This is a genomic window from Faecalicatena orotica, assembly GCF_905197545.1.
In the GTDB taxonomy this organism is placed as follows: Bacteria; Bacillota; Clostridia; order Lachnospirales; family Lachnospiraceae; genus Faecalicatena_A; species Faecalicatena_A orotica.
The window spans coordinates 37581-61035 of the sequence record NZ_CAJJZH010000008.1; the positions used below are offsets into that span (position 1 = coordinate 37581).

Below are 23455 nucleotides of genomic sequence, written 5' to 3' on the forward strand. Positions count from 1 at the left end.
TGGATTTAGAGCTCTCTCTAAAATAATCATGATTCCTTTATATATGCTATTCTTTTTCGTATGCCTCTGCCAGCCTTCTTTCAAAATAGGCCAGTATCTCCTGTGGCGTATCCATCCCTGTTAATTCATCCACTGCCTCATCCTTTTCGAACAGCGTCATGATATCGCGAAGTACTTTCATATGGCTTTCCTGATCTTCCGCTGCCAGGACAATTACCACATTCGCGTGGTCCTTTTCTGAAAAAGCAACCGGCTTTTTAAATAAATGAATGGAACAGTCCAGCTTATTGACTCCGATTTCCGGTTTGGAATGGGCAAGGATGACTCTTGGCGCAATGAACATATAAGGCCCATAGTACTGCAGCTGTGAGATAATGCTGTCAATGTAGGGCGCCTGAATGCTTCCTGCTTCCATTAAGTATTCGCCGGCAGTCCGCAGTGCCAGCGTCCATTTATATTCATCTTCATGAACCGCTATTCTCGGCTCATCCAAAATACTGAGCAGGTCTTTTTGGTGCTGCTGCAAATCAGCATAAGCATTATTCCTGCTTTGGTATAAGTATTCCTCAATCTTCTTTTTAGCCTGTTCCTGCTTCTCTTCTATAATGTATGGTTTCACCACGGAAAACAATTCGTTAGCATTCACGTAAGACCCGTTATTCATCATCTTGAAATGCCGTGCAAGCAGGGCCTTATCCCTTCCGGTCAGAATCGGATGTACCTGGATGACCGGTATCACGCTTTTGATCTTCACTGTGCTGACAATGATCTCACAGCGGGCCTGAGCATTTCGCACCGTTGACGTCGATTCCACTCCTACGACTTCCACTTCGGGGAACATTTTAGTCAGCTCCCGCTTCAGCATATTTCCTGTGGAAATGCCATTAGCACACACAATCAGCACCCTGAGCCGTTCACTTTTATTGTTGGAAATCGGAAGATATGCCCCAAAATGCAGTGCCAGATAAGCGACTTCTGTGTCCGGCACAGACACTCCTATCTGCTTTTCCAGATACCGGCTGACAATCTTCGTAATTTCAAACAAATCCGGATATTCCCGGATAATGTCGACATTCAGTGAGTCCAGACTCTGGATTCCATACTGGTAGCGGTAAAGGGATGCATTAATATGGATGAAAAGCTGCCGTTCCAGTTCTTCCCTCCGCTCAAATGTAACACAGGCCACCTTCTCGAATTCGGAAACCAGTGCCTTTGCAATCTCATATGCACGCTCATTAGAAGCACTTTCAAAGATATTCTCGGAAACCATCGCAACCCGCCCGCCCAGTAAATGCAGGCACAGATACGTTTTCTCCTTCTCGCACAGATTCGGGAAATACTTTTCCACCAAATCATATTCTCTGTGCTTTTTCATCTCTTCTTTTTTCAAATCTGCAAAGTAGATTCCGCCATCTCCCCGTTCCATCATTGGAATCAGCACTGCAAGCGCTTTCCGGCTCTCCGGTATATACTCCACGCCCAGCTCCTGCTCGACCTTTTTCAAAGTCTCTTCAGCTTCATCAATCTTACCCTGATCGATAAAGCTTAACCCGCGGCTGGCAAATAGGTTCTCAAGGCCCTGAAAATTCAATAAAAAAACAGTCCTGATCTTAATCGCATCCCCGGTAATAATATATCCCTTCTTGGAGCGGTATTCCAAAGTCAAATCATCTTTTTGCAGCTGGTTGATTACCACCTGCAAATCATTAAAAATAGTATTCCGGCTGACTCTGCAATATTCGGTAAGCTTATCAATATGAACCGGTGCCGCAGAATAGATAATGGCACAAATAATAATCTGCGCACGCTCAGTAGGTGAGTAAATATAGGAGTCCTCCTGTTCCACCGTTTCCGTACAGGCCTCTATCTGCTCCCGCATCTCATCGGTTAAAAGCAGTCCCTTGCCCCTTACTACTTCCAATTCCTGTATCCCATTGTCTGCAAGCCATTCATTAATCCGGCAAAGGTCATAATAAATGCTGCGCTGGGAGACCTGCAAATCTGCTGCAATCTGCTGCATAGATAAATAAGAACCCGTGTCTAAAAGCAACTGCAGCATTGACTGACATCTTGCGTTTAAATACGTTGTATTCATTTCACATCTCCTTCTACAGTCCACTTTTGATTGTGATAATGGCGGAGTATAAAATTTTGCAAAAAACTTTGCAAGATTTTAGAAACCACAATTAATATTAGCACTTTTGAATGATATAAATTATTATATCATTCTGAAAGCAAAATGGATAGCTTTTCATATGCAGGTCCCTCTGATCTTTAGCACCTCCCGGTCGTAGGTAAATATTCCGTTCACTTCCTCTTCCACATCGGAAAGCTGTGTATAGACACTCGCACAGAGTCCTTCTGGAATCAGTTTTTCCACGTCCTCCTGAAGCTTCACGTAAGCCCGGTTCAGCTGGCTCACATCTGTATATATTCCATATCCGTACTGGGTCAGGCATGCACTGTGCCCCTCCGACCGCATCGAATATCCGCCGAATTCAGAGAGCACAGTTGCCCTGCGCTCCTCGGGCCTGATTCTTAACCGGAAAAAATAATTATGGATGCTCTGGAAGTCGCCCCCTTCCTGATCAAACCACCCGCTTGCCTGGTCAATCAGCCGGTCCGGATCCTCCTTCCTTGCAATATCCGTCATATCTGCAGTCTGGAACTGCCCCCATCCTTCATTAAAGATTACCCATGCCGCGATGCTCGGGTGTCCTTTTAATAGTGCAATCGTCTCCTTCATTTCTTTTACAAATTCCAGACGGCCTGCCTTATCCTCACGGGATAAAAGCCTTGTATAACCGTCCTTTATCTTCAGGTTCCTCCATGACAGCGCGGTTGCCCCGTAAGTCACAAACCAGTGTTTATACATCCTGCCCCCGTTTACCATGTCCTGCCATACAACCATGCCGAGTCTGTCACAATGATAATACCACCGCTGGGGCTCAATTTTAAGATGTTTTCTAAGCATGTTAAAGCCCATATTCTTCATAGACTGTATGTCGAAGATCAGTGCCTCATCACTCGGCGCTGTATAAAGCCCGTCCGGCCAGTATCCCTGGTCCAGCACCCCTTTTTGATACTGCACTTTATGATTCAGACATATTCTCGGGAGGCCGGCCTTGTCAGCCTCAATTGTGAATGTCCTCATAGCAAAGTAACTGTCTGCGGTGTCATCCCCCATCTTCACCGTAAAATAGTATAAATACGGGGTTTCACAGGTCCACGGATAAATATAAGGAAGATGAATCACAATCTCCTCATTCGTCCTTCCCGTTCCATGCCCCCAGTCTTCCAGTGTCTCCACCTCTCCAAAGACATCCTCCGGTTTTCTTAAGGGTTCCTCATAAATCCCCGGCTTTCTGACCTCGATCTCCACTGCACAGCTTTTCTCTGACGTTACAGTAATCCGTACTTTTCCCGCATCCAGGTCCGGCCGGGCCGTGATTTTCTGAATGTATTCCCCCGGGACGTCTTCCATCCATACCGTCTGCCAGATGCCGCTCTGAGCCGTATAGAACATTCCGCCGCGTTTCAGTTTCTGTTTGCCTCTGGAATGGTAGGATGTGTCACTCAAATCCTTAACCGAAACCAGTATCTCATTTTCCCCCTCCTTGAGATAATCTGTAATATCCGTCTCAAAAGGAAGGTATCCTCCTGTATGCCGGACGGCCTCCCTGCCATTGATATAAACGACACAGGATTGGTCCACAGCCCCGAAGTGAAGCAGCCTCCTCAGCTTTTCTTTTTGAAACATATCAAAAGAAACTAAAAAAGTCTTCCGGTACCACAGATATTCATCCGGCTTCAATTGTCTTCCCACACCTGACAATGTGCTTTCCGGAGAAAAAGGCACCACGATTTTTCCCTCGAACTGAGCGGGCCTTTTGAATTCTTTAGTAAAACCATATTCCCAGGCCCCGTTCAGATTTATATAACTTTTCCTGACAAGCAGAGGCCTCGGGTATTCCTCAAGTACATGTTCCTCGTCAAGTGTTTTTCCCCATCTGGTTAAAAGTTGCTTCATAAAAAATACTCCCTTCTGTACTCCTGCCATACCGAAATTAAGGCATGCTATTAGTATAATCCTTCTTCATTGTAAATACAATATATTCAAATCCAACTTTTTAACCGTCAAATTCCCGATTTTATTTCTTTTCATTGAATTTTTAAATCGAAAGTGATATTCTGGTTTTATCAACGCAAGGAGGGAATGAAATGAGAGAAAGAAACTTAAAACACAGATGTGCCAGAGCCGTATTTACAACTATCCTTGCCGCTTCTCTGGCACTGTCAAGCACGGGGTTTACAGTCCTGGCAGAGGAAGCTGACGGAACGGAAAACAGCACACAGGCACCTGTACAGGAAGAAACCCAGACTCCAACGCCGGATGCGGATACTTCTTCTACAGATGATGCCGAAATTCCGGAAAACCTGCCTTCTAATGACATTGAAGGCCAGGAAGAACAGCCTTCTTCTGATGAGGTTCAGAATCAGGAAGAACAGCCCGCAGCAGCCCAGAGAAATGCAGCCCCTGCTGCTGTATCTGCGCAGAATGAACAGCATGAATTGAGGCTGGTATACGGAGATTCTGCACTCGCCGATGAGGATGCCTTTATTCTTCTCATAATGGGAGATGGTTTCAAGGCTGACGAACAGGAGAAGTTCTTTACGGAATCCAAAAATACTTCTGAGTATGTGATGGCCACATCACCTTATGACGAATTCCAGGATACCGTCAAGATCTACGCACTGAGCGTTGTTTCCAATGAATCCGGTGCAAAAGGGGACTCTGCACTGACTTATGAGGAGGCACAGGCTGATAAAAGGGATACTTATTTCAGCAGCAGCTATTATACCAGTGGGATGCAGAGACTGCTCAGTATCGGAAACGAAGGCAGGGAAAAGGCTAATACTTTAAAAAACAAATATCTGCCGGCAGCCGACTTCAACGTTATCATTGTAAACGCAACAACATACGGCGGAAGCGGCGGTTCTGTCTGTGTGGCTTCCCTGAATAACGAATCACTGGAGATGATGCTGCATGAGCTTGGCCACACCATCGCAGGTCTTTCAGACGAGTATTATGCCGGAGACAGCTATGCAGGAGAATTCGACAACATGACAGCAGAGTCAGACCCCGCCAAAGTAAAATGGGCAAAATATATCGGTAAGAACGGCGTGGGCGTGTATGAGTATGACAATGGCGGAGACGGCTGGTACAGACCTCACGAGAACTGCAAAATGCGTTTTCTTGGTAAACGGTACGAATTCTGTGAAGTGTGCAAGGACTCCTTAAGACGCGCATTCTGCAAGAACTCCAACGTGACACACATGCAGTTCCAGACATATGCCGAAGTACTGCGGGAATCAGAAGATCCCCTTGATATGAAGCAATACTTCATCCTGCGGAAAGGCAGTGCAGAAACCATAGGAAGTGATCCGGACGTAGCGAATGATCTGACTTTGACATTTTACGATGCGGATGGAAATAATTCAACTTCCGATACCCCGACCAAAAGAGGTTCCTATCAGGTGAAGGCCTCCTTTGCCGGAAATAATACATATGACAGTTGTGAGCTTACCACCTCATATACACTGGATTATCCGGATATCATTTCCCTACAGGCCGATTCGAAAGTCTATGACGGAAAACCGGTTGATATCAAATGTACCGTAGATTACGCCAAGGAGTACCTGACCAAAATACATTATACCGGTCAGATTCCTTATTCAACAACACCGGAACAGACGAATACATATGACAGCGACACTGCACCGATTACTCCCGGAACCTACACGGCAGCGGTAACGGCTTACGATAAATCATCAAATGAAATAATAGGACAGGCTTCGGTAGAGTATACAATCAAGTTTAAGACAACGGCCCTGGCAGACAACAACACAGGAAACTATCTGGGGGCACAGTCCTATTATAATAACCAGAATATCGTGTTTGTCGGTGAAGGCTTTACAGCAGCAGAACAGGATAAATTCGAAGCCATTGCGAAAAAGTATTATGATTACTTCAGGAATACAGAGCCTTATAAAGAAGCAAATCTTTACTTTAATTATCACACTGTAGAGGTAATATCCAATGACTCCGGCATATCCAAACCAGGAGCCACAAAGGATACCTACTTCGGGCTTTCCGTGAATGCAAATGGAAAGATCCAGCCTACAGACTTAAGCACGGGTGCAGCAATGTATCTCGGGAATAACCAGATTACCTCCTATTATAAAGGCGCAATCGTAATCGTCAACGACGATTCGGTCAAAGGCGGTGCGAGAGTCGATAACAAACGTGTCACACTTTATGCCGGCCCAAATGAAGAGGGCATGAAATATGCTGCGACAGAATTCATGAACTATTACGCAGGCAGCCCGGAAGGAACAGACTGGATGAAGGACGACGCTTCAAAAGATGCTGCAAGAACACAGATGTTAAAGAAAGTTTATTATTTCTGGTCCGGATATTCCTACGCACCGGTCATGAGTCGTGCCTATAACGAAACCTTTATTGAGAATGGCAGCCCGATTGACCTTGCACCATATTTCCATACATATATAAATGGAATTGAGGTAAAAGATGTTTCCTACAATATGACCTATTTTGAAAATAAGGATGGTAATTTAGGAGAAGAACTGACAGGCGCGCCTTCCAAAGCGGGCAGCTATTTCGCCAAGGCAGATCTGGTACCGGATGAAGGAAAGAAGACGAAAAAAGTCACCTTAGACGGGCAGACACATACACTCCCGATTGCCAGAGGTATTACCCCATACACGATCCAGACTAAGGCTGTTGATAAAACTGCTTTGAATAATGAGATTACAAATGCCAAGACAAAACTGGCTGATGAAAGTAAGTATACACAGGATACGGCAGATGCATTGAAGAAAGCTTTAGCTGCCGCCGAGAAAGTATCCGCACAGGATGATGCCACACAGGAAGAAGTTGATAATGCACTTAGCAACCTGAAAAAAGCAATTCAGGGACTAAAAGAAAAAACACCCGATAAAGCAACTTCTACGATTACAAGTAATGGTGACAAGAATGTGCCGCATATTACAGTTGAAGGTATTTTCAGCGACAATGCTGCTTTAAATGTCAAGAAGATTCCGGCTTCGGATGATACTTATAAGAAGTTGAAAGCAAAAGTCGCAAGCGGCATGAAGATACTGGGGGCATATGATCTGACCATATCCGGTGAGGCGAAAGGGCCGTTTACGATCACTTTCGATGTAGGAAAAGATTATAACGGAAGAAAAGCCATTGTATATCATATGCTGGATAACGGTGAGATTGAATCCAAAGAAACCGTTGTAAAAGATGGTAAGGTTGTCATTACGGTTGATTCACTGTCTCCGTTTATGGTTACCGTTTCAGAGAAGTCCGGTACAGCAAAGACCGCTGCAAAGACGGGCGATCATGCCCCGGTTATCCCTATGCTGTTAGTCTGCATACTGGCCGGAGGAGCTGTTGTATTTACAGTTAAGAAAAAGAAATGGTCTTAAAAATTGAATGACTTAGTAAAAGCCCCTTTTGGCATCAGGCCAGAAGGGGCTTTTCTTTATTTACATTCTTCTTTTTTGGTCTTCATTACAACAGCAGAATGCCGCCCCATATTAAGAACAACTTCCCCGCCCTCAACAATAAATTCATCCGGTTCTGTCGTATATCCCTCTTCATAAGTATATATCAGTCTCTGCATCCGCCCCTTCAGCGGGACTTCTGCCATCCATACAGGAACGGTGACCTCCTTCAGGTCTTTACTGTTATTAAGTACTACGACAATCTGCTCCCCATCCTGGAATCTCGCATAGGCCAGAACATTATCTTCCCACGACAGCATACGCAGTGAGCCCTGTCTCAATGGTTTTTCATTCTTATGGATACGGATAATCTCCTTGTGGAATTCGAGCATCAGCCGGTCTTCGTTTCCCCACGGGAACGTCCTGCGGTTATCGGGGTCTGTAAATCCGCATACCCCGACTTCATCTCCATAATAAACGGTCGGTGCTCCCACCCATGTCATCTGCATCACAACCGCTTCTCTCATGACCGCCGGATTTACACCCTCTTCTGCAGCCTTGGAGCCCAGCTGTTCCACGCGTCCTGTGATGTGGTTCGTCCTCGTCAGGAAACGGGAGTGGTCATGGTTCGATAACTCGTTCATTGCAACCTGAAGCGATGGCGTCAGCATCGTGGACATAAAGTGATTCATTGTGTTCACAAAGTTGTCTGCATTTCCCCACAGGTCTGTGCGGCGCTCGTCACTGTGTTTTTCCATCCCTGTCAAAAACCATGTGACTGGTTCCATAAAGGCATCGTAGTTCATCACACTGTCCCACTCATCCCCCTGCAGCCATTCTGCCGGGTCACCGTAATGCTCTGCAAGAATCAGTGCATCGGGTCTTGCGTTTTTCACTTCCCTGCGGAAGCGTTTCCAGAACATGTGATTGTATTCGTTGCTGTAGCCTAAATCGGCCGCAACATCCAGACGCCAGCCGTCCACATTGTACGGCGGTGAAACCCATTTTCTGCCGACATTCATAATGTACTGTTCAAGTACCGGTGAATCTTCATAGTTTAATTTCGGCAGTGTATCGTGTCCCCACCATCCATCATATTCATAATTATACGGCCATGCAGAATCACTCTCGTTAAAGAAATGGAAGAAAGACCGGTATGGGCTGCGGCTGCTGACGAATGCACCTCTCGCATAATTCTCCTGCTGCTCATAAATCCGTTCTCTGTCCATCCATTTATTAAAGGAACCACAGTGGTTGAATACGCCGTCCAGTATCACACGCATCCCCCGCTTATGCATCTCCTCCACAAGACGGGCAAATAATTCATTACTTGCTTCCAGATTGGCAAGGCTGCCTGTACGCTTCTGATATTTGGTCGCTTCAATATTATCTGCGGCCCATTCCGGAAGCACCAGCCCCCCGTCTTCTGCGATCTTCCCGTAATGTGGGTCAATGTAATCGTAATCCTGAATATCATACTTATGATTAGACGGAGATACAAACAGAGGATTAAAGTAAATGACCTCCACTCCCAGTTCTTCCAGATAATCCAGTTTTTCCATCACTCCCTGCAAGTCTCCGCCGTAAAACCTGCGGATATCCATTGCCTGTGGAAGCTGGTTCCAGTCCTTCACCTTCTGGCATGGTTCACCGATGTAAATGTATTCCCAGTCCTCCACATCATTGGACGGGTCCCCGTTATAAAAACGGTCTACAAAAATCTGGTACATCACGGCGCCTTTTGCCCACTCGGGTGTTGAAAATCCCGGAACAATGACAAATGCGTAAAAATCCACGATCTCTCTTGCCACTCCGCAGCGGTTGTAGTAACAGACTTCATCGCCGTTCCTGATCTCGAAGCAGTAGGAAAACGGCTCATCACTCAGCTGCCACTCTATCTCATAATAATCAAAAACATCCCCGGATAATACTTTTTTCATTTTATATCCGCCGATCTTCGTGGAAATCCGCACTTCTTCCACGTCATCCTTAGCTGTGCGGAACCGGATCTTTACCCTTTCATTTTCCTTTGGCTCAGCGGGAAACACATAGCTGGACGTTCCATCACTAAATAGTGCGTCCTTATTCATAAAAAACCTCCTTAAGGGCAAGGGCCTCCATTACTGGAAGCTCTTGCCCCATTTCTCATACTCCTCGAACAGTGCTTCGAACTCACTCCTCGTGATTTTTTCTTTTTTGAGAAGTAATTCAGCACAGTTCTGAAGGACAGAATCATATTCTTTTAAAATAGATCTTGCCTTCAGGTAGCATTCATCAATAATTCTCTTTACTTCTTCATCGATCGTACTTGCCACTTTTTCACCATATCCCCTTGATGTATGGCCGAAATCACGCCCGATGAATACTTCGTCACTGTCATTATCATAGTTGATCAGTCCGAGACGCTCAGACATACCAAACTTAGTGATCATAGATTTTGCGATTGCAGTAGCCTGTTTGATATCCTGGGATGCCCCTGTTGTGATATCATCAAATATCTCTTCCTCGGCGACACGTCCCCCGAGGGAAACGGTAATCTCCTGAAGCATCTTTCCTTTTGTATTGAACATGTCATCATTCTCAGGAAGCGGCATCGTGTATCCGCCTGCTCCTCCTGTCGGTATAATAGATACACTGTAAACAGGTCCCACATCTGGAAGTACATGGAACAGGATTGCATGGCCTGCCTCATGATAAGCCGTAATCCGGCGGTCTTTTTCAGAAACAATGCGGCTCTTCTTCTCCGGCCCGATCCCGACTTTTATAAATGCATGGCGTATGTCAGACTGCTGAAGGTATACCCTGCCCTCTTTTGCCGACAGAATTGCCGCTTCATTCAGGAGGTTCTCAAGATCCGCCCCGGTAAAGCCTGATGTAGTCTGTGCAATCTGTTTTAAGTCCACGTCGTCACCCAGTGGCTTATTCTTTGCGTGAACTTTTAGAATCTCTTCTCTTCCGCCAACATCCGGCCTGCCGACAATGACATTCCGGTCAAAACGTCCCGGCCTTAAGATAGCCGGATCGAGTATATCTTTTCTGTTCGTGGCTGCCATAACGATGATGCCCTCGTTCACTCCGAAACCATCCATCTCCACAAGCAGCTGGTTCAGTGTCTGCTCCCTCTCATCATGGCCGCCGCCAAGGCCGCTTCCCCTGCGTCTTGCAACTGCATCGATCTCATCGATAAACACGATACACGGGGCATTCTTCTTCGCATCCTGAAACAGGTCGCGGACACGTGATGCGCCGACTCCGACGAACATCTCCACAAAGTCTGAACCTGAAATACTGAAGAACGGCACTCCTGCTTCGCCTGCAACAGCCTTGGCAAGCAGTGTCTTACCGGTTCCCGGAGGTCCCTCGAGCAGCACACCCTTCGGAATCCTCGCCCCTACCTGGATATATTTCTTAGGCGATTTGAGAAAATCTACGATCTCCTCAAGCGCTTCTTTTTCTTCCTTCAGACCGGCAACATCTGCGAAGGTCACCTTCTTATCTGTATCTGTCGACATCTTCGCACGGCTCTTGCCGAAATTCATTGCCTTTGCATTGGCACCGCCCCCCTGACGGTTCATAAACATAAAGATCAGCGTGATTCCTAAGAATGTAAATAAGAGCGGCATCAATATGGTCGTCAGCCAGGAATCCTCCTGCACATTCGGCATCTGGTAGTCTATATTATACTTTTCCAGAAGTGCCTGAACCGAATTTACATCCGATACATTGACCTGCTTTGTCGTATCACTGTCCTTCAGCGTCACCGTCACGACCCCGGTCGGTACTGTCTTGTTCTGTTTGATCGTGACATCCTGTACATTCTTATCCTTTACTTCCTGCACAAAACTTGTGTATGTCATATCCTGTTCTCTGACCTGCATGCGGTTCGTCAGCCAGAGTGCGAGGAAAACAATTACTATAAATGTAAGAAATGTCGCACCGCCCGCGCTTCTATACTTTTTGTTGTTCAATGGTGTGTACTCCTTCCTATTCTACTCCTTCCACCACACCGATATATGGCAGATTCCTATATTTTTGAGCATAGTCAAGGCCATAGCCTACTACGAACTCATCCGGTATTTCAAATCCGACGTAATCCACGGTCACGTCCTTTTCCCTTCTCTCGGGCTTATCCAGAAGCGTGCACAGGTGCAGGCTTTCAGGATTGCGTTTCCTTAAGATATCCATCAGATAATATAATGTTCTTCCGGAATCAATGATATCCTCCACAATCAGGACATCCTTGCCCTCTATTGATTCGTCCAGATCCTTTGCGATACGCACAACACCGCTGGAGGCTGTTCCATCTCCATAGCTTGATACGCTCATGAAATCCAAAGAAACCGGTACGGTAATTCTCTTTGCCAGTTCGCACATGAAAAATGCACCGCCTTTTAATACACAGATCAAATGCACCTGTTTTCCTTCATAATCCTTACTGATCTGTTTCCCCAGTGCTTCAATTCTTTCATCGACTTCTTTTTCTGATACTAAAACTCTAATCTTCTCTGACATCTCTTTTTTCCTCCGTTACTTTTATCTCCAGTACTCTGTTCGTCTTATCCGAGACCATACAGGCACTGCTTATACGATACCCCAATACCCACAATATCTGTTCCTCATCTGTGACCAGCGGGCAAATGTCCCGCTTATCAGCCGGTATTTTTTCATTTATAAAATAGGACTTCAGTTTCTGCCGGCTTCCGGCTGAATCAATCACAAGGAAATCTCCGGGCCGTCTCGTTCTGACGGTCAGGTTACCTTTTATTATATCATAATCAAACCATTTCGTGTAGCTCTTTTGCGGTATCTGATTTACCGAAAAATCCTTAGATTTTTCCAGAATCCTACTGCAAATCGTCAGATTCAGTTCCTTAATTTCTGTAATTCCGGGAACTTTCAGAATATACTGTCCGGAATCTGCCTTTTTTTCCTCCCGCTGCCCTGACTTTTCTGCCTCTCTCTTCAGCATCACGCCGTCATAGTTGCGCACCGCTTTCACCGAATAAGGAAGATTGCGGCTTCTGCCACTTTGTTTTTCCATAAGGTCCATGACAGCTTCCACGTGTACGATAGAGAGATTCTTTTCCGCTCCCGCTGCTTTTATCAGACACTTCCTGACCAGAATCTTCTGGATGGCTTCCGGCTGTCCGGCATACCCCTCCTTCCGGATCTGGATCGCTTTGTCAGGCATCTCTGCCACACAGCGGTTCCAGACGCGCGTTGTCTGTTCCTCCATATATTCCCATGCCATGCGGATTTGTTCCATTGCCTCATTCATATGCTGCACAGCACCTGCATTTACCTGCTGTTCCAGTACCGGAATCACAAGATGACGGATCCGGTTCCTCGTATAGTCATCCTCATCATTCGTCTCATCCTGACACCAGCCATATCCATTTTTTTTCAGATAGTTCTCAATCTCCCCGCGGGTCAGGCACAACAGAGGACGGATGACATTCCCATTGACAGGGCGAATGCCCCCCAGTCCCTTCAATCCTGCGCCTCTCGCAAGATTCATAAGGAACGTCTCAGCATTATCATTCTGGTGGTGCGCCATCGCAATTTTAGTGCCCTGCTCTTCCCGAAAAGTCTTTTCAAAAGCCTCCCTGCGGACATTGCGTCCGGCCTCCTCAACAGATTGTTTCCGTTTTTTGGCAATTGATTCTACATTTTCATGATAAACTACACATTTTACCCCGTGCCCACGGCACAGCTTAACAGTAAACTCTTCATCCGCCCGGGCAGAATCCCCCCGGATCCCGTGGTTTACATGGACGGCAACAATATCAATATCAAGCGACTTCCTCAATTCCAGAAGCACAAAAAGCAGGCATACCGAATCCGCCCCGCCCGATATACCTGCGATAACCTTGTCCCCATTTACTATCATATGATACTTTTCAATAAACTTGCATACTTTTTCCATCATAAATAAACTATAAACAAAAACCCCCTATATTGCAAGGGGGTTTCGTAAAGGGGACCGCAAAGGGGTCAGACCCTTTTGCGGTCCGTTTTCAGAATATTCTCAAAATTATCATTTCACCTTAATGACTGCCTTCACAAGATCTGTCTTGTTATTCACAGCCTCTTCGTATGCCTCCTGAATATGCTCCAGATCAAATTCATGGGTTACAATATCCCTTACCTCTATCGCCCCGCTGGAAACGGCTGCGATGGCTTTCGGATAAATGTTTTTATAACGGAAGACAGATTTAATCGTAGCTTCTTTATCCATGATCTGGGCAAAATTATAGGAAATTTCTTCCTGTGCGGAAATGCCTACCAGTGTGATGGTACCGCCCCGCCTTACCAGAAACGGTGTCTGCGCGATTGTTACTGCTGAACCTGCTGTTTCGAATACAACATCAAAGCCGCGCCCGCCCGTCAGTTCCTTTACTTTTTCAAAAATGTCTTCTTTTCCACTGTTCACGACAGCTGTCGCTCCGAGCTCAAGAGCCTTATTCAGACGCGCCTCCACAAGGTCCGCCACAATGATCTGGCCCGCACCATGTGCCTTGCATGCTAAAAGTGTTACAAGTCCAATGCATCCCGCGCCAAGGATAATCACTGTATCGCCGGTATTCACAGTTCCCTGCTCCGCCGCATAAAAACCAACTGACAGAGGTTCAATCAGGGCCCCCTCTTTCGTAGAGACATTTTCCGGAAGTTTGAAACACATATCCGCCGGGAACGCAATATATTCTTCATTGCATCCCTGCACAGGAGGCGTTGCCAGAAAAACCACATCCGGGCAGAGGTTGTAATGGCCGGACTTGCATGCCTCACACTTTCCACAGGTGATGCCCGGCTCCAGCGCTACCCTGTCTCCGATTTTTAAGTCCTCCACGCCTGCGCCGACTTCCACGACCGTACCGGCACATTCATGTCCCAGCATAAAATCCTCGGCCAGATCTACTTTATATGCCCCACAGCAGCCGCTGTGGAAATAATGAACGTCTGACCCGCAGATTCCTACGTATTCAAGAGAGACGAGCACCTCCTTTTCGCCGACTTCCGGGACCGGGATTTCTTTTAAAATCATATTGTCCGTCCCTCTCATAAAAGCACCTTTTTGCATTTTCATTGTCATAATCTCCTATTTATTCGCTGAGTGAACCATCATCCGTGATTTCACCATTATCAATATACATCTGGATATATTCCTGAACGTTATCCTTATTGATTTCCGGTGCATCAACATAATCGTTAACCTCTGTAACCTTCATTTCTCCATTTACCACTTTGTCGGCATATTCCATGTTTTTCTTTGCAAGATCCGCTGCTGACTGCAGTGCTGTAGATGTAAGCATTCCTTCTTTGATGAGCAGACATCCCTGTGCAGTACCGTCAACGCCGTATGCAAGGAAGCTCGGTGTTCCGTCTGCGCCGACATATTCTTTGTCATCCCTGATTGCCTCGATCGCGCCTGCTGCCATGTTATCGTTCATGGAGATGATCGCGTCGATGTGTGTACCTGACTGTACCCAGGACTCCATTAGTGTCAGAGCCTCGTCACTGTTCCAGTTTGCATAATCTTCATAGAGAATCTTAACGTCAGGGCGTTTGTCGAAGAAATACTCTGTCCAGGCTTCTCTTCTCTTATCTGCGTGGAAGTTTCCTGAAGGTCCGTTTAAAACAACGACATTTGCATCTTTCGGAACTTCCTCTACCGCCCTGTCTGCACTCACTTTTGCCTGTGCAACCGGGTCTGCATCCACGGTTCCTGTTCCTTCCATAACAGAATCGTCATCGCTGCCGTCCAGATCACTCTGGTGGGTCGTCGGGTTTGTCGTGATAACCGGAATGCCTGCATCGACCAGCTGCTGTACATAAGGTGCCTGTGCTCCGTTATTATTGGACTGAATGATAACAAGATCGTAAGCCTTTGTCACACAGTCCTCTAACAGGCCATTTTCCTTATTATCATCGCCTTCACCGCTGACACAGGTGAGTTCAATATTATCGTAGTTTTTCGCTTCTTTTTTCATTTCCGTTGTCAGCCATGCCGCAAATGTATCTGCGCTGGCACGCGCCACAAAACATACGCGTTTCTTGTCTGAGGAAGATCCTGCTGAGGATGAATCTCCCTTTGAATCATCTTTTCCGCCGCCCCCGCATGCCGCAAGTGAGAATGTCATAACTGCTGCCAACAACAATGCTCCGATTTTCTTTGCTTTCATAATATATTTCCTCCTTGAAATATGAATTTATTGTGTCTGTTCACTCCTTGAACAGTTACAATCCGTTTGAATAACTGCATTATTTCTTACTTTCTGCGGTTTCCTTCACTATAATCACTTTGCGTGATTTTTTTGATTTGCTTACAACATCAAATGCAACTGCAAGAACAATGATTGCTCCTTCTATGATCTGCTGGATATAAGAGTTGACTCCGAGCAGGTTCATAACATTTTCAAGGAACCCGATGATAAACGCACCGGCAATAGTGCCGCTTACTGTACCGATACCGCCTGTAAAGGATGTTCCGCCAACGATAGCCGCCGTAAGCCCAGTCATCTCGTATCCGACTGCACCATTCGGAAGACCGGCGTTGTTACGTGCCATGAAGATCATTCCTGCGAGACCGACCATAATTCCATTTAAAATATAAGATATGTAGATACTCTTCTTTGCATTGATTCCGCTTGCCTCTGCCGCCGGCCTGCTTCCACCGATCGCATACAGGCTTCGTCCGTACCTCGTGTTATTGACCAGATACCACACGACAACGGTGACACCGATAATAATAATGACGGGAACCGGGACCGGTCCAACCATTCCCTGACCGATCTTCACGAATTTACCAAGCTGCAGTATGTTCTGGCCGCCTGTAAAATAAAGAGCAAGACCTCTGGCTGCCTGCTGCATTCCGAGTGTTGCGATAAAAGCAGGGACATTAAAATGTCCGACAAACACGGCATTGATCAGGTTACAGACAATGCCTGTCACAAGTGCCGCAATCAGTGCCATCGCCATAGACCCGGTTGATTTATATACGGAAACTGAGAAAACGCCTGCCAGCGCCAGTACCGAACCAACTGACAGATCCAGAAAACCACTGATAATCAGCAGCATTTCACCATAGGCAATCAGAATGCCGACACAAAGCTGTCTTGTTACATTGATCAGGTTGCTGTACTGAAGAAAATAAGGACTGATAATACTACAGATAATAAATAACACGATCAGTACAATAAAAATACTTAACTTTTGCATATAGTGCGATGTTTTAGACTTCATTTTTAGCTCCTCCCTGCGATTCCTCATTCACTAACCCAGCCGCATGTTTCATAATGGTCTCCTGCGTAAACGCATCCCTTGATATACAGCCGCTGATTCTTCCCTGGCACATGATATAGATCCTGTCACACATGCCGATCAGCTCCGGCAGTTCTGAGGAAACCATGACAACTGCCCTGTTATCCTTTACAATGTCTGTGATCAGTTTATAGATCTCAAACTTGGCTCCGACGTCTATTCCGCGGGTTGGCTCATCGAGTATCATGACATCAGGGTCGCAGAGCATCCATCTTGATAAGAGGACCTTCTGCTGGTTTCCGCCCGACAGGGCAGAGATAGCCGTGTCCAGAGAAGGAGTTTTTACATTCATCTTTGCAAAACTCTTTTTCACCTCATCACGTTCTTTCGACCTGTGCGTATAGCCGCTGTAAATAAATTTTTTCAGGCTGGCCAGACTGGCATTTTCGGCTACGCTCCTGACCGGAACGATTCCGTCGTCACGCCTGCTTTCGGAAAGCATGACGAGCTTATGGGAAATGCTGTCGCTGGGACTTTTGATCTTCACTTCTTTTCCATCAATCCTGACGTTACCGGAATCATGCGGGTCCAGCCCGAACACGGACCTCATGGTCTCTGTCCTCCCGGCTCCGACAAGCCCTGCAAACCCTACGATCTCGCCCTTTCTTACATAAAAACTGATATCTTCAAAAATGTCTTTCTGTGTAAAGTGTTCGACTTCCAGCGCTTTTTCACCGATTGACACTTCTTCCTTCGGATATACATTATCCAGCTTACGTCCGACCATGCGTGCAATCACGGTATCCAGATCCAGATCCTCTGCCCGGTCTGTCGATACGACCGCCCCATCCCTGAGGACCGTGATGTCATCCGCAATCCGGAATACTTCTTCCATCTTATGTGATATATATATAATAGAAACGCCCTGCGCTTTCAGCTGCCCAATCTTTTCAAACAGCTGTTCTACTTCTTTCTGTGTGATAGATGAAGTGGGTTCGTCCATGATAATTACCTGTGCATTATTCGTAATTGCCTTTATGATCTCCAGCATCTGTATATCTGAAACGGTCAGTGTCTTTAACTTCTGTTCCGGAGAATACGGAAGATGTTCCTCTTCCAGAAACTTCTTTGCGTCGCTCCTCACCTTTTTCCAGTCAACCTTCCCAAACCTGCTGATGGGAAGACGTCCTAAAAAGAGATTCTCTTCTACGGACAGCTCTGGGACATAATTCAGTTCCTGTGCAATCATGGAAATCCCCAGCTCTCTTGCCTGTATTGGGTTCTTCACTTCCACAGGCTTTTCATCCAGAAATATCTGACCTTTATCGGCCTGATAAAGGCCCATAATAATCTTCATCAGCGTTGACTTACCTGCTCCGTTTTCCCCACAGAGTGCATGCACAGTTCCCTTGCGCACCGCAAAATCAATCCCGCTCAGCGCCTTTACTCCAGGGAATGATTTTTCAACTCCGCTGACGCGCATCTTGATTTCGTCCATCACTTCACCCACTTTCATAAAACTTCTTTCCTTTGTTTTCTAAAGTATAATCCCGCGCTTTACTTTTGTCAATCTTTTTTCTTAAGTTTGTAATTATTGTATTAATTTAATTAGCTTATTTTGTGCATATTACACTAAAATAGGCGTTTTATATTGTGTTTAGATAATTATTTCACAATATCTAAAGTAAACTTCTTTCTTTATCTCGTTAATTTCTTGACCAACTTTTAAAAATAGGTTATCATAAGTACAGACTCAGTCACTCCAATTTATCTACGCAAGGGGGCATATTATGGATGAAAACAATGTGAATTCCAGAAGTTTAGGTGATATTTACCGGATGATCTACCAGTATAAAGAATGTTCCAGACAAGAGATAGCGAACCAGCTGGGAATCAGCCTTCCGACTGTTACGCAGAACCTGAACAAACTGCGCAGTCTGGGCTATATATATAATGCAGGGAATTTTCAATCTACAGGCGGACGCAAACCTACGATCCTGCGCTGTGTTCCTGATGCAAGATGTGCAATGGGAATCGATATTACAAGAAACCATCTTTCTATTGTATTAATTGATTTAGATTTGAATATTATTGCAGGCAAAAGAATCCGGGTGCCTTACGAGGAAACAACCGAATATTTCAACACAATCAGCCGGGAGACAGAGGAAATGATACGAAATAACGTACCTGACCGCTCCAGACTGCTCGGAGCCGGACTTTCCATGCCCGTTATCATTGGCTCTGACCAGAAATCTGTCACTTACGCCACCGTGATCAATGCATCGCCCAACATTTACGAAAAACTCGCATCCTATATTGATGTCCCGATCCTGATGTTCAACGATTCCAACTCCGCCGGTCTTGCCGAAAGCTGGCGTGCCCACTACACACAGCCGATGGTCTACCTTTCACTGAGCAGCAGTGTAGGCGGCGCCAACATGAACAACCAGAATATCTACACTGGAGACAACTGGCGCGGATGCGAATTCGGGCACATGACAATCGTCCCCCACGGAAAGCGCTGTTACTGTGGAAGATACGGATGCCTCGACGCATACTGTTCTTCCAACGTACTGTCCGATTTCACGGGTGGGGACTTAAAAAGATTCTTTACAGAACTGGAAACGAACAAAGGACTGCAGAACGTATTCAATCAGTACATGGACCATCTCGCCATCGCCGTCAATAACCTCAGAATGTGCTACGACTGTAACATCGTCCTTGGCGGTTACGTAGGGGCCTACATGGCCGAATATATCGACACCTTCAGGAAAAAGGCCGTGGACCTCAACCCGTTTGAACAGGACGGCTCCTTCATCCGGGTCTGCCATTACCGCACCGAAGCATCCGCCGTCGGGGCAGCCATTCACTATATCAACCAGTTTATACAAAATTTTTAATGCAACAAAAGCCGTAAAGGGGTCTGACCCCTTTGCGGTCCATTTTCAGAATATTCTTAAAATTCAACATTCCCAGATCCCGACTACCAGCACGGTCATATCATCTAATGGTGGTGTATCGTTCCAGTTCAGTACCTGTTCGAGGATGTGATGCGCCATTTCTTTCGGATTATTCATTACCGTCCCCTGTATTATTGTCTCAAGGACGATATCCTGTTCCCCTACCGGAAGTGCATCCATGATGCCGTCGGTTACCATGATTACAAAGTCCCCGTCCTCAAGCTGGCGTTTTACGGAGTCTATTTCTATCGTGTGCAGGACCCCGATCGGAAGACTTGTTGAACTTAAGTGTTCTACCTTGTCCTTCTTTTTTATAAATGTAGAGGAGGCTCCTGCCTTGATGATCTCGCATATTCCTGAGTACAGGTCGAATACGCTCATGTCAATGGTGGAGAAATGTATCTCTTCCCTCCCCATGACAAGTGTCGTATTAATCATCTGAATCGCAGTCTTCTCCGGGAATCCGGCCTCCAGCAGTTCTTCCAGCAATTCTATAACAAGCGTGCTCTCTTTGCATGCCTTCTCGCCCGACCCCATCCCGTCGGACAGTGCAACGCCCTGCCTGCCGCCCGGAAGTTCCAGCATCATGAAGTTATCCCCGGATATCTGGCTGCATCCCTTCCCGATTCTGGCAACCCCCTGCAGCGTATAATATGAAGGACCTTCCATGCACACTACCGTCGTATACTCTTTCCCAAGCATCTGGCAGTGCGCCCCGTCCAGTACAAATCTGCGCCCCATGATTTCCGAAACACCGCGCACCAGTTCTTTTGTTGTCACGCACTCATTCTGCATCGCCCTTGCTGTAATGTGGACTTCATATTTTCCTTCCCTGTTCATAAAAAAATTCGTATACAGAATCCGGATTCCTCTTCGCTTCAAGTGAGCGCTGATCTTTTTTTCCAGCCGCTCATCCGTAAACATACTGTCTTCCAGTTCCTTGGCGGTGCTGCGGATCATATCGGCAAATGTATCCATCTGCACGGCGCACCCTTCCCGGCTCTGTGCAATCCTGTTGATCCACATCATATTCTGCCTCGCATCATGAAACGCCTCCAGCATCTCACGCAAAAACCTCGGTGCCATGATACACCGCTGCTGCAGCTTCCTCTTCGTCTCCGTATTGAGCTCATTTCCATAGTTATCCACCGCGGACAAAATCTCGTACCCCATCTGATATGTATGTACAAAATTCTCCCCCCAGCACCACGGGCATTTCTCACAATTTGTGCATACCTTGCCTTTTACCCTTTCAAACATTTCCTCGATCTCTTCATTGCTGAAGGATTTCTTCTTTTCTTCGAGTGCTAAAAATGTATGTGATAACTGCTTTAACGAGTCAGCAAACTTCTCAATCTGGGCCACATAAGGACTGGCGTGCAGAACTTGTCCATCGTCCATGTTTACCCCTCCTATTCTTTGTATATTCCTTTATAGCAACCATACAGCATTCAGCGTGCAATACCTGTCATTTCCTGGCGAATGATATAAAAAAGAACTTTCTATAGAACAACAAAAGCTCCGGGAATTTCTCCCGGAGCTTATCTTTCGTAATATTCTCTATTTTGCCGCCTTAAAAATGATCTCGTCAGGGTCTACAAGTCCCAGCTTCTCCTCGGCAACTTCTTTTATGTATTCGTCAGTCTTGACATATTCTTCGTATTCTTTTACTTCCTTTGCGCGCTCCTTCTGCTCGCTGATCTGAGCCTTCAGTTCCGCCTCCTGCTGCTTGTAGTCCTTGTTCTTCGCCTGCAGTGTCACTGCATTCACCGTCAGCACACATATCAGCAGGACTAACACAAAAGTAATCACTGCAACGCTCCTGCGATGGTAGCCAAAAGCAGAACTACGTCTCCGGCTTCTGCGCCGGCCTGCCGCCGTTCTTTTCCTATTCGTCATTCATACTCACCCAATTCATCATCATTGCAATCCACATTCCAGTCCCGTTATCGTTCCGGAATGATACAGCAGGTCCCCTTTCTGCTATATGAATTTATTCTATCGGTTTTTACCTTTTCTTTCAAGGCTTTTCTTCATTTTTTCATACATTTTTTTCGCCAAAGAAATGACAAAATTCGCAGCAATTATCCCGCACACTACACCTAGTACAAAGAACCATCGTATACTACCATATGTCGTCATATACATCTGCCGGAACAGATATACACTTACCCCCAGCCAATAGATGAGATCTTCCAAATTGACCACAACAATATGGTGTCTGATCAGTCTTCTGAAGAGCCGGAGTATCTGATAGCTGAATAACACCACAATCCCGGACAGTCCGGCATAAAGAAAAATAATTGCCTCTTTTCCGATTCCCAGCATCATAGGCGTGCCTACTTAAATAATTTTGCAAAGAAGTTTTCATTCGACCTCGCCGCCTGGTTGACATTGGAATAGGCAATACTGTCTATATTTCCCGACAAGTCCACCTCACCCTTTTCCACACTGAGCCGGTTTACATGCAGATCCGTCCCTTTCACCATCAGCATTCCCTGCTCCGTTTCCAACAGGATCTCATTTAAATCGAAAGAAAGAACATCCAGGACTCCGGTGACCATACTTGTCTTTCTATTATTCACAACCAGTTTATGCGCTTTGGGCATTTGTCGTTCTTCCATACACTTTCCCCCTTCAACTGTGCTTTTCTATATATATGAGAGGTTGTTTCAAAATATGTACGGAATCTGGACAGTAAAAGCAATTCGGCCGGAAACGCCTATTCGCCGCAGGCCGTGTTTTTATAACCACCGGGGAGTTCAGGTTTCTTTTTGAATTCTTTTGTAAAAATCGCCAGTGCAGGCAGAAGGCCAAACAGAACCATCAGGATCACCGTACGCGGGTTCATTTCCCCTCTGGAAACTCCGGCCATACTGTTGTGAATCATATGGATAATAATGCATACCCATATATTATTCGTCCTCAAGTAAGCCCAGCCAATGAAAATTGCCATACTCACTACTGAAGTTATTCGAACAAGGACAACGGCAGCAAGCTGTGATGGTGTATAAGATCCAAACCATCCGGGATAAAATGGGATATGCCACAATTCCCACAGGACACCCAGAATGATCACACCTTTGCAAAGTCCAAATTTTGTCTGGAGCTTTTCCTGCAAAAACCCCCGCCATCCGTACTCTTCTCCGAGGTAAGCGATACTGCTCAAAAAGATGGCCGGAAATATCGATACTATTGCAAAAAATGTTGCTATAAAACTAAAATTTTCCCAGGATACTGCGATATTTTTAACCAGCTCCAACAGCAGCGCCAGAGCGATAGGCAGCGATGCCATTTTAAAATTCCGGGACGGGCTCAATCTGGGGCATGATATCCATGTATAGAAAAAGACACCCATACTGGCAAGTATTGTCGGCACAAGCATGATATTATCTGCCCCCACATTTTTAAAGAAGCCTGCCATCATCAAGATAAACACGAGTACGTTTATACCAAAATATACGAATATAATATCATTCAAATATCTTGTATTCTTCTTATTCCCGCCCCTGTCATGCATAGCTATAGCCGCCCCCATCGCAGGGAACATCGTTGACAGGTAAATCTGCATGTTTGTGTCCTTCGCTCTATCAAAAAGGAATATAAAACCAACCAGATATGTAAGACCATACGTGATAAAAACATAAATCATCAGCTCCCTTGTATCTCGTTTCCTCTGCGTCTCCATAGTTCTCCCT

General features: G+C 45.9%; 17 protein-coding genes. 2 read left to right on the plus strand and 15 right to left on the minus strand.

Annotated elements, in window-relative coordinates; all coding sequences use genetic code 11:
- Window positions 1–46: 46 nt before the first annotated feature.
- Window positions 47–2095, minus strand: a complete 2049-nt coding sequence (locus tag ABIN22_RS16645) for a BglG family transcription antiterminator (RefSeq protein WP_346910036.1) — start codon at window positions 2093–2095, stop codon at window positions 47–49.
- A gap of 156 nt (window positions 2096–2251) precedes the next feature.
- The gene (locus tag ABIN22_RS16650; RefSeq protein ID WP_346910038.1) at window positions 2252–4030 is read right to left on the minus strand and encodes a glycoside hydrolase family 2 protein; all 1779 of its coding nucleotides are present in this window, start codon (window positions 4028–4030) and stop codon (window positions 2252–2254) included.
- Between the two features lie 191 nt (window positions 4031–4221).
- Here ABIN22_RS16650 and ABIN22_RS16655 point away from each other — a divergent pair, with 191 nt between their 5' ends.
- A complete protein-coding gene (locus ABIN22_RS16655) occupies window positions 4222–7518 on the plus strand; it encodes a M64 family metallopeptidase (RefSeq protein WP_118622373.1) in 3297 nt (1098 codons plus the stop codon).
- Between the two features lie 56 nt (window positions 7519–7574).
- Here the strand turns inward: ABIN22_RS16655 and ABIN22_RS16660 are convergent, their stop codons facing one another.
- The 8 genes from ABIN22_RS16660 to ABIN22_RS16695 form a co-directional block, all read right to left on the minus strand.
- On the minus strand, window positions 7575–9626 hold the full coding sequence (locus tag ABIN22_RS16660) for a glycoside hydrolase family 13 protein (RefSeq protein WP_118622371.1): 2052 nt from the start codon (window positions 9624–9626) through the stop codon (window positions 7575–7577).
- Between the two features lie 30 nt (window positions 9627–9656).
- Window positions 9657–11504 carry an ATP-dependent zinc metalloprotease FtsH gene (gene ftsH, locus ABIN22_RS16665; protein ID WP_109730761.1) on the minus strand — a complete coding sequence of 616 codons (1848 nt, stop codon included), beginning with the start codon at window positions 11502–11504 and terminating at the stop codon, window positions 9657–9659.
- A gap of 16 nt (window positions 11505–11520) precedes the next feature.
- The gene (hpt, locus tag ABIN22_RS16670) at window positions 11521–12048 is read right to left on the minus strand and encodes a hypoxanthine phosphoribosyltransferase (RefSeq protein ID WP_109730762.1); all 528 of its coding nucleotides are present in this window, start codon (window positions 12046–12048) and stop codon (window positions 11521–11523) included.
- Window positions 12032–13465, minus strand: a complete 1434-nt coding sequence (tilS, locus tag ABIN22_RS16675; RefSeq protein ID WP_346910042.1) for a tRNA lysidine(34) synthetase TilS — start codon at window positions 13463–13465, stop codon at window positions 12032–12034. The genes hpt and tilS overlap by 17 nt, the downstream gene beginning before the upstream one ends.
- Before the next feature lie 108 nt (window positions 13466–13573).
- Window positions 13574–14623: an NAD(P)-dependent alcohol dehydrogenase gene (locus ABIN22_RS16680; RefSeq protein ID WP_346910044.1), complete on the minus strand. Its 1050-nt coding sequence runs from the start codon at window positions 14621–14623 to the stop codon at window positions 13574–13576.
- Between the two features lie 16 nt (window positions 14624–14639).
- Window positions 14640–15719: a sugar ABC transporter substrate-binding protein gene (locus ABIN22_RS16685; protein ID WP_346910046.1), complete on the minus strand. Its 1080-nt coding sequence runs from the start codon at window positions 15717–15719 to the stop codon at window positions 14640–14642.
- Window positions 15720–15798: 79 nt separating this feature from the next.
- The gene (locus tag ABIN22_RS16690; RefSeq protein WP_346910048.1) at window positions 15799–16779 is read right to left on the minus strand and encodes an ABC transporter permease; all 981 of its coding nucleotides are present in this window, start codon (window positions 16777–16779) and stop codon (window positions 15799–15801) included.
- Entirely contained in the window at window positions 16769–18313 is a 1545-nt protein-coding gene (locus tag ABIN22_RS16695; RefSeq protein ID WP_330405311.1) for a sugar ABC transporter ATP-binding protein, read from the minus strand. The genes ABIN22_RS16690 and ABIN22_RS16695 overlap by 11 nt, the downstream gene beginning before the upstream one ends.
- 274 nt (window positions 18314–18587) lie before the next feature.
- Here ABIN22_RS16695 and ABIN22_RS16700 point away from each other — a divergent pair, with 274 nt between their 5' ends.
- Complete coding sequence (locus ABIN22_RS16700) at window positions 18588–19697, plus strand: ROK family transcriptional regulator (protein ID WP_346910050.1); 1110 nt, start codon at window positions 18588–18590, stop codon at window positions 19695–19697.
- A 63-nt stretch (window positions 19698–19760) separates the two neighbouring features.
- On the opposite strand, the gene ABIN22_RS16705 is transcribed toward ABIN22_RS16700, so the two are convergent.
- The 5 genes from ABIN22_RS16705 to ABIN22_RS16725 form a co-directional block, all read right to left on the minus strand.
- Complete coding sequence (locus tag ABIN22_RS16705; RefSeq protein ID WP_109730767.1) at window positions 19761–21158, minus strand: SpoIIE family protein phosphatase; 1398 nt, start codon at window positions 21156–21158, stop codon at window positions 19761–19763.
- A 159-nt stretch (window positions 21159–21317) separates the two neighbouring features.
- Entirely contained in the window at window positions 21318–21656 is a 339-nt protein-coding gene (locus ABIN22_RS16710) for an FtsB family cell division protein (protein ID WP_109730768.1), read from the minus strand.
- Between the two features lie 99 nt (window positions 21657–21755).
- Window positions 21756–22088, minus strand: a complete 333-nt coding sequence (gene yabQ, locus ABIN22_RS16715) for a spore cortex biosynthesis protein YabQ (RefSeq protein WP_109730769.1) — start codon at window positions 22086–22088, stop codon at window positions 21756–21758.
- Window positions 22089–22096: 8 nt separating this feature from the next.
- Window positions 22097–22381, minus strand: a complete 285-nt coding sequence (yabP, locus tag ABIN22_RS16720) for a sporulation protein YabP (protein ID WP_109730770.1) — start codon at window positions 22379–22381, stop codon at window positions 22097–22099.
- 98 nt (window positions 22382–22479) lie between these two features.
- Window positions 22480–23445, minus strand: a complete 966-nt coding sequence (locus ABIN22_RS16725) for a CPBP family intramembrane glutamic endopeptidase (protein ID WP_346910053.1) — start codon at window positions 23443–23445, stop codon at window positions 22480–22482.
- Window positions 23446–23455: the final 10 nt, after the last annotated feature.

Excerpts from the sequence above, each read along its gene's own strand:
- ABIN22_RS16690 (WP_346910048.1), bottom strand. The coding sequence starts at position 16,779 with ATGAAGTCTAAAACATCGCACTATATGCAAAAGTTAAGTATTTTTATT.
- ABIN22_RS16650 (WP_346910038.1), bottom strand. The coding sequence starts at position 4,030 with ATGAAGCAACTTTTAACCAGATGGGGAAAAACACTTGACGAGGAACAT.
- ABIN22_RS16705 (WP_109730767.1), bottom strand. The coding sequence starts at position 21,158 with ATGGACGATGGACAAGTTCTGCACGCCAGTCCTTATGTGGCCCAGATT.
- ABIN22_RS16680 (WP_346910044.1), bottom strand. The coding sequence starts at position 14,623 with ATGAAAATGCAAAAAGGTGCTTTTATGAGAGGGACGGACAATATGATT.
- yabQ (WP_109730769.1), bottom strand. The coding sequence starts at position 22,088 with ATGATGCTGGGAATCGGAAAAGAGGCAATTATTTTTCTTTATGCCGGA.
- ABIN22_RS16700 (WP_346910050.1), top strand. The coding sequence starts at position 18,588 with ATGGATGAAAACAATGTGAATTCCAGAAGTTTAGGTGATATTTACCGG.
- ABIN22_RS16655 (WP_118622373.1), top strand. The coding sequence starts at position 4,222 with ATGAGAGAAAGAAACTTAAAACACAGATGTGCCAGAGCCGTATTTACA.
- hpt (WP_109730762.1), bottom strand. The coding sequence starts at position 12,048 with ATGTCAGAGAAGATTAGAGTTTTAGTATCAGAAAAAGAAGTCGATGAA.
- tilS (WP_346910042.1), bottom strand. The coding sequence starts at position 13,465 with ATGATGGAAAAAGTATGCAAGTTTATTGAAAAGTATCATATGATAGTA.
- ABIN22_RS16695 (WP_330405311.1), bottom strand. The coding sequence starts at position 18,313 with ATGAAAGTGGGTGAAGTGATGGACGAAATCAAGATGCGCGTCAGCGGA.
- ABIN22_RS16660 (WP_118622371.1), bottom strand. The coding sequence starts at position 9,626 with ATGAATAAGGACGCACTATTTAGTGATGGAACGTCCAGCTATGTGTTT.
- ABIN22_RS16685 (WP_346910046.1), bottom strand. The coding sequence starts at position 15,719 with ATGAAAGCAAAGAAAATCGGAGCATTGTTGTTGGCAGCAGTTATGACA.
- yabP (WP_109730770.1), bottom strand. The coding sequence starts at position 22,381 with ATGGAAGAACGACAAATGCCCAAAGCGCATAAACTGGTTGTGAATAAT.
- ABIN22_RS16645 (WP_346910036.1), bottom strand. The coding sequence starts at position 2,095 with ATGAATACAACGTATTTAAACGCAAGATGTCAGTCAATGCTGCAGTTG.
- ABIN22_RS16725 (WP_346910053.1), bottom strand. The coding sequence starts at position 23,445 with ATGGAGACGCAGAGGAAACGAGATACAAGGGAGCTGATGATTTATGTT.
- ABIN22_RS16710 (WP_109730768.1), bottom strand. The coding sequence starts at position 21,656 with ATGACGAATAGGAAAAGAACGGCGGCAGGCCGGCGCAGAAGCCGGAGA.